Source organism: Catenovulum agarivorans YM01 (genome assembly GCF_000281085.1).
Lineage (GTDB): Bacteria > Pseudomonadota > Gammaproteobacteria > Enterobacterales > Alteromonadaceae > Catenovulum > Catenovulum agarivorans.
In genome coordinates this window covers 1-15,489 of sequence record NZ_JH767540.1, presented here as the reverse complement: position 1 = coordinate 15,489, position 15,489 = coordinate 1, and the positions used below count along the sequence as shown (strand labels likewise).

Genomic DNA, 15,489 nt, shown 5'->3' with positions numbered 1-15,489 from the left:
ATTCCCCCGCAGCTACCATAAAAAAGTCAGCTTAAAAAACCGTTATATTGGCGGTGATAAAAGCAGCTTAAATTGTTTGTACTTAGTGGAGATGCAACAGTGGCAGGCTTATTTACAAGGGGAAATTATAACTGAGCAGCTGCAGTTGTTGCAGTGAATGTAATTGTTGACTAAACGCACGTATAGGCGTACGCTTTTGTTGGAGGTGAAAATATGACCACTTTAAACGCAACAGAAGCTCGAACAAAGTTATACAGTTTGATTGATGAAGCAAATCAAACACATCAGCCGATACTTATTACTGGTAAAAGAGGTAATGCAGTATTGATGTCTGAAGAAGACTGGTCTGCAATAAACGAAACGCTTTATTTATTGTCAATTCCAGATATGCGAGAGTCAATTCGTGAAGGTTTAGCAACGGATTTAGCTGAATGTGATACGGATCTAGATTGGTAATGTGGGATATTTATTACACCAAACAAGCTAAAAAAGACGCTAAGAAATTGGCTGCGGCAGGGTTAAAAAGTAAGGCCAAAAACTTGTTGGATATTATACAAATTAATCCTTATCAAAATCCGCCACCGTATGAAAAGCTAGTGGGTGATTTAGACGGTGCGTATTCCAGACGTATAAATGTTCAGCACCGTCTCGTTTATCAAGTTTTAGAATCCGACAAGGCCGTTAAAGTATTAAGGTTGTGGACTCACTACGAATAATTTAAAAATTATCCGAATATTGCGCCTGTAAACCACGCTCTAACTCAGCCATTCCGGTTGGCAAATCTATATCACCACCCAAATCGCGAATGGCACAACCAAAAGCGTGTAAGGTTCTAAATAAATGATGAGCGCGGCTTTGTTCACCCATTTGGCCGATACGCACAATATTTAAACCAAATGAACCTGCTATCTCAACACGATAACGATTGGATATATGTTGGCACAAAGCTTTTTGTGCAATGCCATTTGGCACTTCAATACCTATTACTGAATTTAATCGAGCAGCTTCGGGTACAAATAATTTTAACCCTAATGCTTCAATGCCACGTTGCAGTGCTAGTGAACAACGCAAATGGCGGATAAAACGATTTTCCAAGGTTTCTTTACAAATAAGTGCCAATGCCTCATGTATAGCCAAAATGCCAGAAACAGGCGCTGTATAGTGATAAGAACTTTGGTGCCAAAATTTTTCGGCCAAACGTGCATCTAAACACCATTGTGGGCAGTCTTTTTCACGGCTATGAATGCGTTGATAAGCACGCTCAGAAAAAGCAATTAATGACACACCGGGAATAGACGACAAACCTTTTTGCCCACCAGTGATCACGGCATCAATTTTCCACTCATCCATTTGCAGCGGCATAGTGCTTAGCGTACAAACTGCATCAACTATTACATAACAGCCATAACTATGGGCAAGCTTCGCTATTTCTTCTAAATTTTTATTACAAACTGTATTTGAGGTTTCACCTTGAACTAAAGTGATAACCTGTGGCTTAAAGCTTTCAATGCTTTGTTTAAGCAGGGCTAAATCAGGAATTTGCTGGTCGGGAACGTTAAATAGTTCAACTTGTGCACCAACTCTTCGTGCCATTTCCGCTAGGCGACCACTGAAAAAACCATTGTTGATGCTCAATACTTTAGTGTCTTGCCAAATTAAGTTGGTGATCGCCATTTCCATTGCTGCAGAGCCAGGCCCAGCTACGCCCATTATCCATTTTGAATTGGTTTGAAACACATACCGTGACATTTGTTTTACTTGTTCAATAATTTTCGCCATTGTGTCACCCAAATGGTTGATCACGATTGAATTGGCTTTGGCGACTGGCTCAGGAATAGGCACAGGCCCTGCACCCATCATTAATAAGGGTTCTGTTGGCAGGATATCTTCTAATGCTGTGAGCTCAGGCGTTGGTATATGCATAAAACAATTAAAAATTAATGACAGTTGGGATTAACATTGTCGCTTAAACAAATGGATTGTGCTAGATGGAAAGTCATATTAATCAGCATATTTGTGCTGCACCAACAATATCAAACGATTTTCTGCAACGTCATAAACGCTTTAACAATTTCATTGCGAAAATTTTCGTCTTGGTGCAAAGCTGCCCTTTTATATTGAGTGCAATAGCTTTCCGGTGAAGTTTTATTCTGTATATTCTGGTTTGTGCTTTGTTCCACAACAGCTTGCCACTTTTGCTGCACAGCTTTTGGTGGCTCTGGCAATTTTTGTAATATGTTTTGTGCTTTTTCAAATTTTGATTCACGCGAAAATGCGATTGTATAGTCGTTGACCGCGAGCCAGCTCTGGCCATTTTTTTCGACACACAAAATCGGCATAAAAGGCGCGAGAGATGAACACACAGAATTTTTATACATTTGCACTTGCCAATAACGCTGGCCAATGTCTACAAATGTTTCAAAATCAGTAATGTCGGCAAATCCTGATTCAACCATTGGCAGTACTTCAACTCTGGGTTTGTTTGGGTTAACAGTGTCATTCGACACATCCAAATAATAATCACCGATTTGCATCGCGTTTTGGAAATAAGAGTTGCGTAATCCACCCCAAATTTTATTTAAACTGAAACCTGTTTTCATGTAATTAATCAACAGTGATAAACCTTCATATGGTTTATTCGATTTAATATCTTCAATCATCAACTGATATACAGCGTCACGTATTTCGAGGCAGCGCCCAAGCGGAAAAGGTTTGCCCGAAAAATATTGATATTTAGGCACAAGTTCTAGGTCGGCTTTTATCCGAGTTAAAGCTAGGTAAGCGACTATTTCGTCTATTTGTGTTTGATTGAAATAAGTGGTGGAACTCATAAAATTTGTACTCTAATTTTTTGTTTGATTAGGCTGCTGGATATATTCGGTGTTTCTGGCGCAAAAACGACATTGATATTGTGTTTGGCAAGCTGCGGAATTAACTTATTCCAACGTTCAGTATTTTGCCACTGCATACCACTAACAACCTTAGCTATATTCAAACTTAACATCCAATGCAAAGCATTTTCAGTTTGTATGATGGGAAACTGAACGAGTGTCACCTCATCGACAATAGCCAAAGCTTCAACAATAGCCATGCGCTGGCCTTGCTCTATGACAGGGAGTTTGCCTTTCGACTTTAAACACATTTGATCAGGCGCAATACCTACGATTAATTGATGTCCCTGCTGTTTAGCAAATTGTAGAAAATTAAGATGACCAATATGAAATAAATCGAATACGCCTAATGCTAAAACTCGCTGGTTATTCATCTTTCAGTTCCATATGTAGTTGATGTTCCAATTTAACGAATAATTCATCTGCCGGATGATACCGGCGCACTTGTTCAATGAGGGGTTTAAGCTTAACCCAGCTATGTTGTTGCCACAAAACACATATTCTCGAATAGGCAAAACATTGCGTGAGTAAAGTAAAAGCTCGTAAATTCTTGGCGCAAATTATGGTATCGAAATTAGCATCTTTAATTTGCCATTCGCCGTATAATGCTTGCAAAATTTCTTCCGGTTTTTCTGGGTGCCACACTGTGCCAAACTCGGTTTGTTTATCAACTAGGTCGATTTTGGGATAGACAGTTACGCGATTCCACTCAAAAGGTATACCTGACATCCATAAACCCGAAATAGTTTGCCCACTTGTTTGCTCAACCCCATAACCACATAAATCTAAAATAACGCCGTTGGCATGAATAAAACAGCGCGGATTAATTAAATCGTAAGAACCTTTATGCTCGTGCCAACCATTTTGTTTGAGTAATTCGATGGCTTGTGGCATATGCCCCCAATCAATGCCGATATCAATATCTTTATCAAAAGGCAATAAACACTTGTCTCTAGTTAAACCCAATAAAGTACCGGAAGTAGCAAATGACCTAAGGTTGTTTTGCCGGAATAAATGCAAAGTTTGCCACAAAGTTGCCTCGTACAAGCTTTGATCGAAATTTGCTTTAGGCGCTGGTTTTGATGGTTTAAATTGTGTAGTTAACAATAAGTTTAGTGCAGCACGATAGTACTCTATTGCTTGGGGTAACTGTTTGTTTTGTTGATAAACAACCCCTAATAATTGATGCAATAAAATTGAAGTGGGGTGATATTGCATACAAGTGTGGATATGTGGAATAACTTGCTGACTAGTACCCAAGTTTAAAGCAGCCTCGGTTAAGTGGCGGATGGCAGCTAGTGAGTTGGGCGCTATTTCTAGTGCGGCGCTGAACTGAACTACTGCCTGTGGAAATGCGCTTTCGTTGATAAAGTTTAGGCCATTTTGTATTAGTTCGTTGAATTGTAGCACGCTAATCGAACCAGATATCTTGAATTAAGCTTGGTAAAAGTGTTACTGAGTCTAAGGTGATATTGAAATGGTTACAAGAATGAATATTGTACACTCTCAAAACTAGTTAAGTCGTGCTTGTTCTTCATCAAAAATTCTTATTGTATTTTTACTATTATTGAACAAATTTGCCTATACTGTAGTTTTGTAGTGCGCTGTCACTTTTTCAAAATATAACAATGGCTGTTTAATGGACCAAATGCATAAATATAATTTTATTTCAGGTTTACCCCGTGCAGGCTCGACTTTGCTCGCCGGTTTATTGAGGCAAAACCCTGACTTTCAGGCCGCTATGTCAAGCCCAGTAGCAGGGCTCGTTAACACATTTTTAGAGCAGGTTGGAGCTGGTAGTGAATTTTATAGCTTTTTTGATGAAGCAAAGCGCAAACATATGGCGCGAAGCTTGTTTGATGCCTACTACCATCCTGTTGAAGACAAAAGAATAGTGTTTGATACCAATCGCATTTGGACTGCTCGTATGCACCAACTAGCAGAATTATTTGATGATTTTAAAATGATTTGTTGTGTACGAAATCCCGCTTGGATTATGGATAGTTTTGAGAGAATCTACCGGAAAAACCCTTTTGATTATAGTCGAATTTACTCATCTCAGAACCGAACTACTGTGTATTCTCGTTGTGAGTCCTTAGCTAGCATGAGTGGTTTATTTGGTAGTAGCTGGACCGCGTTGAAAGAAGCTTATTACGGTGACTATTCACAAAACATGCTATTGGTTGATTACGATATTTTTGTTCAGCACCCACAAAAAACAATGCAGTTAATTTATCAATTTTTGTCTCACGTTCCATTTGAACACGATGTTGATAACGTAGATTACCGCGAAGAACAATTTGACTTAGCACTCGGTGCTAGAGATTTACACACAGTCAAAACAAAGGTGGAGTTTACACCAAGGCGCAGCATATTGCCGCCAGAGTTATTTAACACATATAGTGAAATGGCATTTTGGACAGATAACCAAGGAACGGATGCTAGTTTTATCGGCTAAGTTCAGTAACTTTCTAGCGCTTGACTATATTTATCATTTATCTCAGTTGGGTATTGGTGCCCGACTTTGACTTAAACAGAATTTGATTGTCATTTTAAGGCAAAATTATGAACAGAACTTTATTAACCTCTGCAATTTTAGCTTCTCTTCCTGCTGCCTCATTTGCGTCTGTTGACACCTTTAGCTCTTTCGAGTTAGTGCAAGTTAGTCTTAGCTCAGGGTACAAACAAGAAGGTGTGATTAAGTTAAATCGAACGAATAACAATGACTCAACGCAGATTCGTGGTGAGGTACCGGAAGGCCAGGTAATATCACTTAAACAAGGTAGCCGAGTTCGCCAACTCGTTATTATCGATAAAGCTGTCAATGATATTGCCGCGTTTAGCCGTGACCTACCAGCAGATTTTGATGTTGCCTATCTTGAAACTGGTAAAAATGGAAAAACACAGTTAATTAGCATTTTATCCCAGTATGCAAATTTAGATGCTGTTCATATTGTTTCACACGCCAGTTCAGCCAGTTTACAGTTGGGTAATAGCCAATTAAATTCTAGTGAATTAACGCCTGATTTGTATCAAGCTCTTAACCAGGCAACTAGAGAAGGTGCTGATTTATTACTATTCGGTTGTGACTTTGCTTCAAATCAGGACGGCGAAAGTTTCTTAAATAAACTTAAGAATAACACTCATCTGGATATTGCTGCTTCAACAGATAAAACTGGTAATCCCGAGAATGGAGGTGATTGGGAGCTTGAGCTGATTAAGGGAAGTATTGAAATTACAAGGCCATTTAGTGTCCGTGCTTTAACTGATTTCTCTGGTGTTTTGGCTATCACTGATGGCGGTGGCGATACTATTGATATGGGAAGCTTCCCAATAGGTTCAAATGTATACACGGATAATGCAACCTACTCGAACGTTAAATCAACCGGTTATACATTAAAATTGGTCGCGGTTAGCTCTGGTGCAAATACGGGAAATGCATTAGGGGGAACGAATTACGGTTATGTGTCAATTGATGCTTATGGAGATAAGGATGTTGATAAGTTATATCTTTATTTTAGTAGTGGAGAAACCTTCGATGCTAATTCTATTAAAATTTACAACGGCCAAGAAAGTAGCAAGGTTATAAAATTTACTTCAGACCAAGGAGACTCCCAGCTTTCAAGCAATATACCAGACGTGACGTCAGAAACGGTTAACTTATCTGGATTTACTGGAATTACCAAGTTAACAATAGAGAATAACGATGGTACTAAAATGGGGTGGGGACAGCTTGATGATTTTAATATAAGCAATGTTACAGCTTCAGACTCAACCGCACCAACTTTCGACGGCGCAAATTCCACGCCTAATGACAATGCTACCAACGTTAGTGTTAGCAACAACATCGTAATCGATTTTGATGAAAATATTGCTTTGGGCACTGGTAATATCACCATCCGCAATGTTACTGATAGCAGTGATTTTGAGGTATTTGATGTCGCTTCAGAAAGTGATGGCACAACAACATCACCTAGTGCTGGGCAAATCAGTATTACTGGCGATAAGATTTATATAAATCCGACCAATGATTTATCACTCAATCGCACATATTCTATCCGTATTGATTCTTCCGCAGTGGATGATGCTGCAGGCAATAGTTTCGCTGGCATTAGCGATGATACAAGCTTTAATTTCAATACACCTGCAATTTCACTTTATTCGGCTGACCTTGCCGTAGTTGGTCGCAATACAGACAATGATGATCAATTTGCACTTGTAGCACTAGCTGATATCCCTGGTAATTCAGTCATTTTTATTACCGATGAAGGCTGGGATGATAGTGATTTTGTTTTTAACGGTACGGAAGATGTTTTTAAATGGACAGTGCCAAGTGGAGGCTTGAGTGGGGGGACTCTCATTGAATTTACCAATGAATCGACAACGACACTAGAAATCAATGATTCAAATCATGGTACAGTTAGTTCAGTTAATGGCTCAGGTGATCTGAGTTTGGGTGCTGGTGACCAGTTATTTATTTATCAAACTGCAGAGGGGACTTACGACGGCACTATCCAGCGATTAGATAGTAATAGCAATATTGAGTCAGGCATGATTTACGCTTTTAATGGTGATAATTCAGCTCCTAGTACCTATGGTTGGTTAGATGCTGGCAATGCTCATGGTGCTACTAGCTCACAGGCACCAGATAATATGACAGTGCTAACGACGTCAGACGGCTCTGGTAATGCAAGCACCGCGAATGCGAACGGTATGCTGACACAGGCGAATGTATATGACCAAGACGCTTCTGCTTATGCAACTGGTGAATATGATAACTACATATATAACGGTCCCATGGGGACTACAGACAAAGCTACTTGGTTGACTCGTATACATACCACTGCAAATTGGTTGGCAAATGACACTGCCAGCTTTAATATCGCAAATAGTCAACATGGTGGTGACAGGGGTTCTTTAGGTTCTGCATTTACTATTGGTGCAGCTGATACAACCGCTCCTACTTTCGACAGTGCAAATTCCACACCTAATGACAATGCCACCAACGTTAGTGTTAGCGATAATATAGTAATTGATTTTGATGAAGATATAGCTTTGGGCACAGGCAATATCACCATCCGCAATGTTACCGATAGCAGTGACTTTGAGGTATTTGATGTTGCATCTGAAAGTGATGGAACAACCACTTTACCGGGGGCGGGCAGGGTTAGTATCACCAGTGATAAAATCTATTTAAACCCAACCAGTAATTTAACCGGTAATCGTAGTTATTCAATTCGTATTGATTCTACTGCGGTGGATGATACAGCAGGCAATAGTTTCGCTGGTATTAGTGACGATACTAGCTTCAACTTTAGTACAGTCAATACAGCGCCTGTGGTGGATTTAGATTCTACTTCTGGTAGTGATGACAATAGTGCATCCTTCTCAGAAGCCGGTGGAGCAGTAAATATTGCCAGCAATGCCTCTGTGACAGAATCAGATGGTGATAATTTAACGACTATCACTGTAACTTTAACCAATGATCAAGATGGAGCATCTGAAGGTTTAAATGTATCAGCATCTGCGCAAGATGCATTAACGGGCATTTCAGGTTCGTCTGATATCACTTTACAAGATACCATCACCATTTCTGGCGCAACCGCGTCTGCTTCTGAAGTTGCAACTTTCCTTCAGGCTATCACTTATAACAATACTTCTAGCTCTCCTAACGAGACAGCACGTACGGTAACTGTTGTTGTAAACGATGGCACTGACAATAGCACCAGTCGCACTTCAACCATTAGTGTGAGTAATGTCACAGCCGCTTCTTCAACGGCTGCTAGTTTTAATACCACCAATGGCACAAATTTAAGCCCAGCAATAACATTTACTAGTGATGATGAAACTTTAACCATAGCAGATACAAGCCATATCACAGGCTCAACTGCTGATGGTGGTTCAGGAACGGATACCTTATTTGCTGTAACTGGCTCTGACTTAACTGGTTTTACAAGTTTAACTGGCTTTGAAACACTTACACCAGATAACGACGCTAGTTTAACCCTCAGCGAAACCCAGCATGACGCCTTTACAACCATTAACGGTTCCGGTACCAATCAGTTCACTTTAAGTAGCGCTAATGGTGATGCAAGTATTACTGGTGACAGTGATATTGAAACCTATGTGCTTGGTGCTGGGTTTAATTTTACCTTAGCAACCGCAACACAGAATGTGACAGGTAGTAGCTCTGACGATACTGTTAACGTCGCAGGATTCACTGCAACTGGGGTATTAAGTGGTGGTAGTGGTACAGATACTTTGCAGCTAGATACAGGCGCTAGCATCAGTGGTGCGACTGTCAGTAGTTTTGAAACTTTATCTTTAACAAGTGGTGCTGCAGTGACTATGACCGAAGCGCAACATGATAATTTTTCTAGTGTTGTGGCAGCGGGTACTGAATCTATTACCATCAGTGATGTATCAGATGGTTTAACCGGTAACTCAGCGGTAGAAACTTATGTACTGAGTGTGGCAAACACATTTACTTTAGGTGTTGCTTCACAAAATGTAACTGGTAGCAGTGGTGACGACACGATAAACGTCGACTCTTTCACTGCGACTGGAACTTTAGCCGGTGGCAGCGGTACAGATACTTTAAGTATTAATGGCGGCAGTATTTCTGGTGCAACTATCAGCGGATTTGAGAATTTAACCGTATCAGACAATAGCAGTGCTACTATTACACCTAGCCAGCTGTCTAGTTTTTCCGGCACTATTTCAGCAGGCGGTACTGAAACCCTAACCATATCTGGGGATGGTGACGTCACCACAGTTACAGCAATTGAAAATTACACGGTTGATGATGATAGTACTAATACCCGAGCTGTGACCTTAAGCAGTGCGGCTCATTCAGTGACAGCAAATTCAAGTTCTGATGCAGTTACCTTTGATATCGGTACATTAACCTTCACTGGTACTCTTACGGGTAATACCACTACTGCTGACACATTGAGCATGAGTAACGGCGCAAATATCAGCGGCGGCACTATATCTAATATCGTCAATTTAACACTGGCGTCTGGTGCATCTGTTTCAATGACAGCATCACAACATCAAAGCTTTACCGGCACTGTTACTGCTGCTGGTTCAGAAAGCATTAATATTTCAGGGGATGGTGACTTTACCGTATTTACTGCGGTAGAAAATTACTCAGTCGATGATGACTCAACTAATACTCGAACCATAACCTTAGGTAGCAGTTCTGCCAATGTATCAGCTTTGTCGTCAAGTGATGCAGTTACCTTTGATGTTGGCAGTAATACATATACTGGTACTTTAACCGGTGATACTGATACGGCAGATGTAGTAAGTGCCTCAGATGGTGCTGATTTAACCGGTGGTAGTTTTGCTAATATTGGTTCACTAACTTTAACTAGCGGCGTAACCGTTGCAATTGATGCGGCCAATGTCAGTGATTTTAGCACTGCTATTACTGGTTCGGGTGGGTCTGAAACCCTTAAGTTAATGGATGGTGGTACTTTTAACTTTAGCAGCACTAGTGTTTCTGAAATTGAAAACTTGGCCATAGGTACCAACAATATATTTACCATTACGTTGACTGATAATTTCGACTCGAATGGCAGCTCGGTCACTGTTACAAATGCTAGTGGCAGCGCAATTGCTGGGGGGATTAGCTTAAATGCCAGTGCGTTAAGTGGTGACGAGCTAATTATCTCAGCGACAGATTTTGATGGTTCAGACACTTTCACTGGTGGTAGTGCGGCAGACACCATTCGCCCAGGTGGTGGCACTGACTCTATGACAGGTAATGATGGTAATGATAATTTCATGGGTGAAGCTTCTGACTTAAATGGTGACACCATTACCGACTTAAGTATTGGGGATATTGTTACACTTACTGGGGTTACTGGCTTAACCACTAGTAATGTGCGTTTTAATGGTACTAGCACCTTACAAATCGATACAAATGCGACAGATTTTAGTTCGGTAGAAGTTTCTATTAGCTTGTCTAATTCTCCTGCAAATAACTTAGATTTCACCGTCGCAGACAACGGTGCTAATACAGATATAACTTTCATCACACCGAATGATGTGCCTGTGTTTAGCAGTTTAAACGGTGGTTCTACCTTCACTGAAAATGGTTCGGCAGTTGTCATAGATTCTGATGCAACTGTAGCTGACACCGAACTCGATGCTTTGGATAGCGGCGCGGGTAATTATAACAATGCCACGTTAACTATCGCTCGAAATGGTGGCGCCAACAGTGAAGATGTTTTTGCTAACAATGGTTTATTGGGTACTTTAACTGAAAGCAGTAGCTTTACTTTTAATAGCACTAGTGTTGGTACAGTAACAACCAACTCATCAGGCACCTTGGTATTAACCTTTAATACTAATGCGACCTCGGCAATTGTTGATTCGGTCATACAAAATATTACTTACCAAAATACCTCGGAAGATCCTGCTAGTAGCGTTACGTTAGATTTCACCTTTAATGATGGAACTGCAAATAGTACAGGCACTAATCAAGCGTCTGTCAGTATCAGTGCGCAAAATGATGCGCCAACAGATATTTCATTATCAGCGACAGCCGCTAATCAGTCGGCTACCGGTGTTGGTGCTAATATTGGGGGTTTATCGACAACGGATGTCGATTCAGCTGACAGCCACACCTTCACTTTGGTCTCGGTGGGAGCAAGTGATAACGGTACTTGTAGCAGTGATGCAGGCAACAGTAGCTTCCAAATTGATGGCTCGACACTTGAATCGCAAAATACTGTCGATGGCGGCAGTTATGTGATTTGTGTGCAAACCAGTGATGGCACAGCAACATTCCAAGAATCATTCACTATTACCATTACAGATGATGTTGCGCCAGATGCGCCATCAACACCAGACTTAGATGCAGCTTCCGATACTGGGACGTCTTCAACTGATAATATTACCAATGATACAACACCAACCTTAAGTGGCACGGCAGAGAGTGGCAGTACAGTTACTTTATATAGTGATCAAGTTGGCGGCGGTACAACTAGTATAGGTTCAGGCACTGCGACAGATGGCAATTGGCAAATTACTACAAGTGCGTTAACGGCAGGATTAACACACTCTATTTTAGCCAAAGCAACGGATTCAAGTAGTAATCAAAGCGCATCTTCTAGCGGACTAAGTGTCACCATTGATACAACTGCGCCGTCAGCACCGTCTACGCCAGATTTATCCGCGGCAAGCGATACAGGTGACTCAAATACTGATAATCTCACCAATAATACAACACCGACCTTTACTGGTACTGGGCCAAACAATGGTGCCATTACTTTAATTTCTAGTGTTGATGGAACTATTGGTTCTACAACTGCTGCGGATGGTTCTTGGACAATTGCTAGTTCAACATTAACAGTCGGTATACACACTATTACAGCAAGATCAACTGATACCGCAGGTAATACAGCTGACAGCTCAGGGTTATCGGTTGAAATTGACACCAGTGTGGAAAGTGTAACTATCACCACGCCAATTGAAACCGATGGCATTGTTAATGCAGCAGAAGACAATGATGTGTTGATATCAGGCTCGGGTGCAGATGCAAATGCTAGCGTGAGCGTGAGTATTACCGACGGTACATCGACTTCGAGTCAGAATGTAACTGCTGATGGCTCAGGTGCTTGGACAATTTCGGGCAGTGAGTTTGACGTAAGCACCTTTAACAATGGCACACTGACAGTCAGCGCTACTCAAACAGATGCTGCGGGTAATACTTCAACTGCAGCAACGCAAAATATCACTTTAGACAATTCAGCCCCAAGTGCGCTCACTATTACTACACCTATTGAAGGTGATGGATATGTTAATGCGTCGGAAGATGAAGATGTATTAATTGCAGGTTCGGGGGCAGAAGCGGGTAATAGCGTGACGGTTAGCATTACCGACAATAACGCTACGTTAACTCGCACAGTAACAGCGGACGGTTCAGGCAACTGGACAATTTCGGGCAGTGAATTTGATGTTAGCGCATTTAACAATGGCACCTTAACTGTATCGGCCACCCAAACAGATACAGCGGGTAATACTTCAACCGCAGCAACACAAGACATCACATTAGATAACTCAGCACCAAGTGCTGTAACTATTACTACACCAATCGAAACAGACGGTATTGTTAATGCTGCAGAAGATTCGGACGTATTAATTGTAGGCTCAGCGGCAGAAGCGAACGCAAGTGTTACAGTTACAATTACCGACGGAACATCGACGTTAAATCAAAATGTAACAGCAGATGGCTCGGGTGCGTGGACTATCAGTGGTTCTGAGTTTGATGTAAGCACATTTAACAATGGCACATTAACTGTATCAGCAACACAAACAGATACTGCAGGCAACACCTCAACTGCAGCCTCAACCACAATCACTTTAGACAATACAGCACCAAGTGCACCAAGCATCAGCACGCCAATTGAAATAGATAATATCGTTAATGCTAGTGAAGACGATACTGTATTAATTTCAGGTAGTGGCGCAGAAGCCAATGCCACTATAACTATCACCATAGGTAGTGTATCGATTCAAACCACAGCAGATGGTAGTGGTAACTGGACGATAGAAAGTAATGAGATAGATATCTCAGCATTAACCAACGGCACACTAACCGTAACTGTGACGCAAACAGATGCAGCGGGTAATGAATCCAGCAGTGCAACACAAAATATTACCTTAGACAACGGCGTGCCTGCAGCAGTCACAATTACCACGCCAATTGAAACTGATGGTATTGTTAACGCGGCAGAAGACAATGATGTGTTGATCTCAGGCTCGGGTGCTGAATCTGGCAATAGTGTGACAGTGTCGATAACAGACAATAACAGCACTGTGAGCAATACGGTAACAGCAGACGGCAGCGGCAACTGGACGTTAAGTGGTGGTGAGTTAGACGTTAGCACCTTTAACAATGGCACTTTAACCGTATCAGCGACCCAAACTGATAACGCAGGCAATACTTCAACTGCAGCAACGCAAAATATCACTTTAGACAACTCAGCTCCAAGCGCACTTACTATTACTACTCCGATTGAAGGTGATGGTTACGTTAATGCAGCTGAAGATGCAGATGTATTAATTGCTGGTAGTGGTGCAGAAAACAACGCGAGTGTCACGGTCACAATTACTGATGGATCTAATAGCTTAGAGCAAACCGTTACAGCAGATGCTTCTGGAGATTGGACAATCAGTGGTAGCGAATTTGATGTTAGTAGTTTCAATAACGGCACCTTAACTGTATCTGCAACCCAAACAGACACGGCTGGTAATACTTCAACAGCCGCAACTCAAGACATCACATTAGATAACTTAGCACCAAGTGCTGTGACTATTACTACACCAATAGAAACAGACGGTATTGTTAATGCAGCTGAAGATGACGATGTATTAATAGCTGGTTCGGGTGCAGAATCTGGCAATAGTGTGACTGTGTCGATAACCGACAATAACAACACAACAACCCGAACGGTAACAGCAGATAGCAGTGGTAACTGGACGCTTAGCGGCAGTGAAATAGATGTTAGTGGCTTCAATAACGGCACCTTAACTGTATCAGCAACACAAACAGATACAGCGGGTAATACTTCAACCGCAGCAACACAAGACATTACTCTAGACAATTCAGCACCAAGTGCACCAAGTATCAGCACACCAATTGAAATTGATAATATTGTTAATGCAAGTGAAGACGACACTGTATTGATTTCAGGTAGTGGTGCAGAAGCCAGTGCAAGCTTAACTATCACCATTGGTAGTGTATCAATTCAAACCACAGCGGATGGTAGTGGTAACTGGACTATAGAAAGCAATGAAATAGATATCTCAGCATTAACCAACGGCACGCTAACAGTGACGGTTACGCAAACAGATGCTGCAGGTAATGACTCAAGCAGTGCAACACAAAATATTACCTTAGACAACGGCGTGCCAGCAGCAGTCACAATTACCACACCAATTGAAACTGATGGTATTGTTAACGCAGCCGAAGACAATGATGTGCTAATTGAAGGTAGTGGTGCAGAAGCAAACACAAGTGTCACGGTTACAATCACAGATGGTGCTAACAGCTCAGATCAAACCGTTACAGCGGATGGCTCAGGTGCATGGACAATCAGTGGAAGTGAATTTGACGTAAGCACCTTTAATAATGGCACATTAACCGTATCTGCCACTCAAACAGATACAGCTGGTAATACATCAACCGCCGCAACTCAAGACATCACTTTAGACAATTCAGCCCCAAGCGCACTAAGCATTACGACTCCAATTGAAGAGGATGGTTATGTTAATGCGGCAGAAGATGAAGATGTCTTGATTGCAGGTTCAGGTGCAGAAGCGAATGCAAGTGTGACTGTTACCATCACTGATGACGCGAATAGCCTATCACGTACAGTAACAGCGGACGGTTCGGGCAACTGGACAATTGCGGGCAGTGAATTTGATGTTAGTGCATTTAACAATGGCACCTTAACAGTCTCTGCTACCCAAACAGATACAGCGGGCAATACTTCAACTGTAGCAACTCAAAGCATAACACTAGACAATTCAGCACCAAGTGCTGTAACTATTACTACACCTATAGAAACCGATGGTATTGTCA

General features: G+C 41.5%; 8 protein-coding genes. 4 read left to right on the top strand and 4 right to left on the bottom strand.

The window, feature by feature from the left end; translation table 11 throughout:
* The first annotated feature begins 213 nt into the window (after nt 1-213).
* Together WSC_RS0119615 and WSC_RS0119610 are read left to right on the top strand one after the other, a co-directional pair.
* Complete coding sequence (locus WSC_RS0119615) at nt 214-456, top strand: type II toxin-antitoxin system Phd/YefM family antitoxin (protein ID WP_016957664.1); 243 nt, start codon at nt 214-216, stop codon at nt 454-456.
* Nucleotides 456-716 carry a Txe/YoeB family addiction module toxin gene (locus WSC_RS0119610; protein ID WP_016957663.1) on the top strand — a complete coding sequence of 87 codons (261 nt, stop codon included), beginning with the start codon at nt 456-458 and terminating at the stop codon, nt 714-716. Before WSC_RS0119615 ends, WSC_RS0119610 begins: the two co-directional genes overlap by 1 nt.
* Before the next feature lies 1 nt (nt 717).
* Here the strand turns inward: WSC_RS0119610 and WSC_RS0119605 are convergent, their stop codons facing one another.
* The 4 genes from WSC_RS0119605 to WSC_RS23475 form a co-directional block, all read right to left on the bottom strand.
* Entirely contained in the window at nt 718-1,923 is a 1,206-nt protein-coding gene (locus WSC_RS0119605) for a pyridoxal-phosphate-dependent aminotransferase family protein (protein WP_016957662.1), read from the bottom strand.
* Nucleotides 1,924-2,033: 110 nt separating this feature from the next.
* Complete coding sequence (locus WSC_RS0119600; protein WP_016957661.1) at nt 2,034-2,831, bottom strand: hypothetical protein; 798 nt, start codon at nt 2,829-2,831, stop codon at nt 2,034-2,036.
* Nucleotides 2,828-3,265 carry an FAD synthase family protein gene (locus WSC_RS23480; protein ID WP_016957660.1) on the bottom strand — a complete coding sequence of 146 codons (438 nt, stop codon included), beginning with the start codon at nt 3,263-3,265 and terminating at the stop codon, nt 2,828-2,830. The genes WSC_RS0119600 and WSC_RS23480 overlap by 4 nt, the downstream gene beginning before the upstream one ends.
* Nucleotides 3,258-4,301, bottom strand: a complete 1,044-nt coding sequence (locus WSC_RS23475) for a LicD family protein (RefSeq protein ID WP_016957659.1) — start codon at nt 4,299-4,301, stop codon at nt 3,258-3,260. The genes WSC_RS23480 and WSC_RS23475 overlap by 8 nt, the downstream gene beginning before the upstream one ends.
* A 238-nt stretch (nt 4,302-4,539) precedes the next feature.
* On the opposite strand from WSC_RS23475, the gene WSC_RS0119590 reads away from it, so the two are divergent.
* On the top strand, nt 4,540-5,349 hold the full coding sequence (locus WSC_RS0119590; protein WP_040395246.1) for a sulfotransferase family protein: 810 nt from the start codon (nt 4,540-4,542) through the stop codon (nt 5,347-5,349).
* A gap of 107 nt (nt 5,350-5,456) precedes the next feature.
* Nucleotides 5,457-15,489: Ig-like domain-containing protein (locus tag WSC_RS23470; RefSeq protein WP_016957657.1), on the top strand; the 10,033-nt coding region annotated here is incomplete at its 3' end.

What these genes read in the sequence shown, in the direction of transcription:
- WSC_RS23480 (WP_016957660.1), bottom strand. Translation starts at nt 3,265, where the DNA reads ATGAATAACCAGCGAGTTTTAGCATTAGGCGTATTCGATTTATTTCAT.
- WSC_RS0119600 (WP_016957661.1), bottom strand. Translation starts at nt 2,831, where the DNA reads ATGAGTTCCACCACTTATTTCAATCAAACACAAATAGACGAAATAGTC.
- WSC_RS0119610 (WP_016957663.1), top strand. Translation starts at nt 456, where the DNA reads ATGTGGGATATTTATTACACCAAACAAGCTAAAAAAGACGCTAAGAAA.
- WSC_RS0119615 (WP_016957664.1), top strand. Translation starts at nt 214, where the DNA reads ATGACCACTTTAAACGCAACAGAAGCTCGAACAAAGTTATACAGTTTG.
- WSC_RS0119605 (WP_016957662.1), bottom strand. Translation starts at nt 1,923, where the DNA reads ATGCATATACCAACGCCTGAGCTCACAGCATTAGAAGATATCCTGCCA.
- WSC_RS0119590 (WP_040395246.1), top strand. Translation starts at nt 4,540, where the DNA reads ATGCATAAATATAATTTTATTTCAGGTTTACCCCGTGCAGGCTCGACT.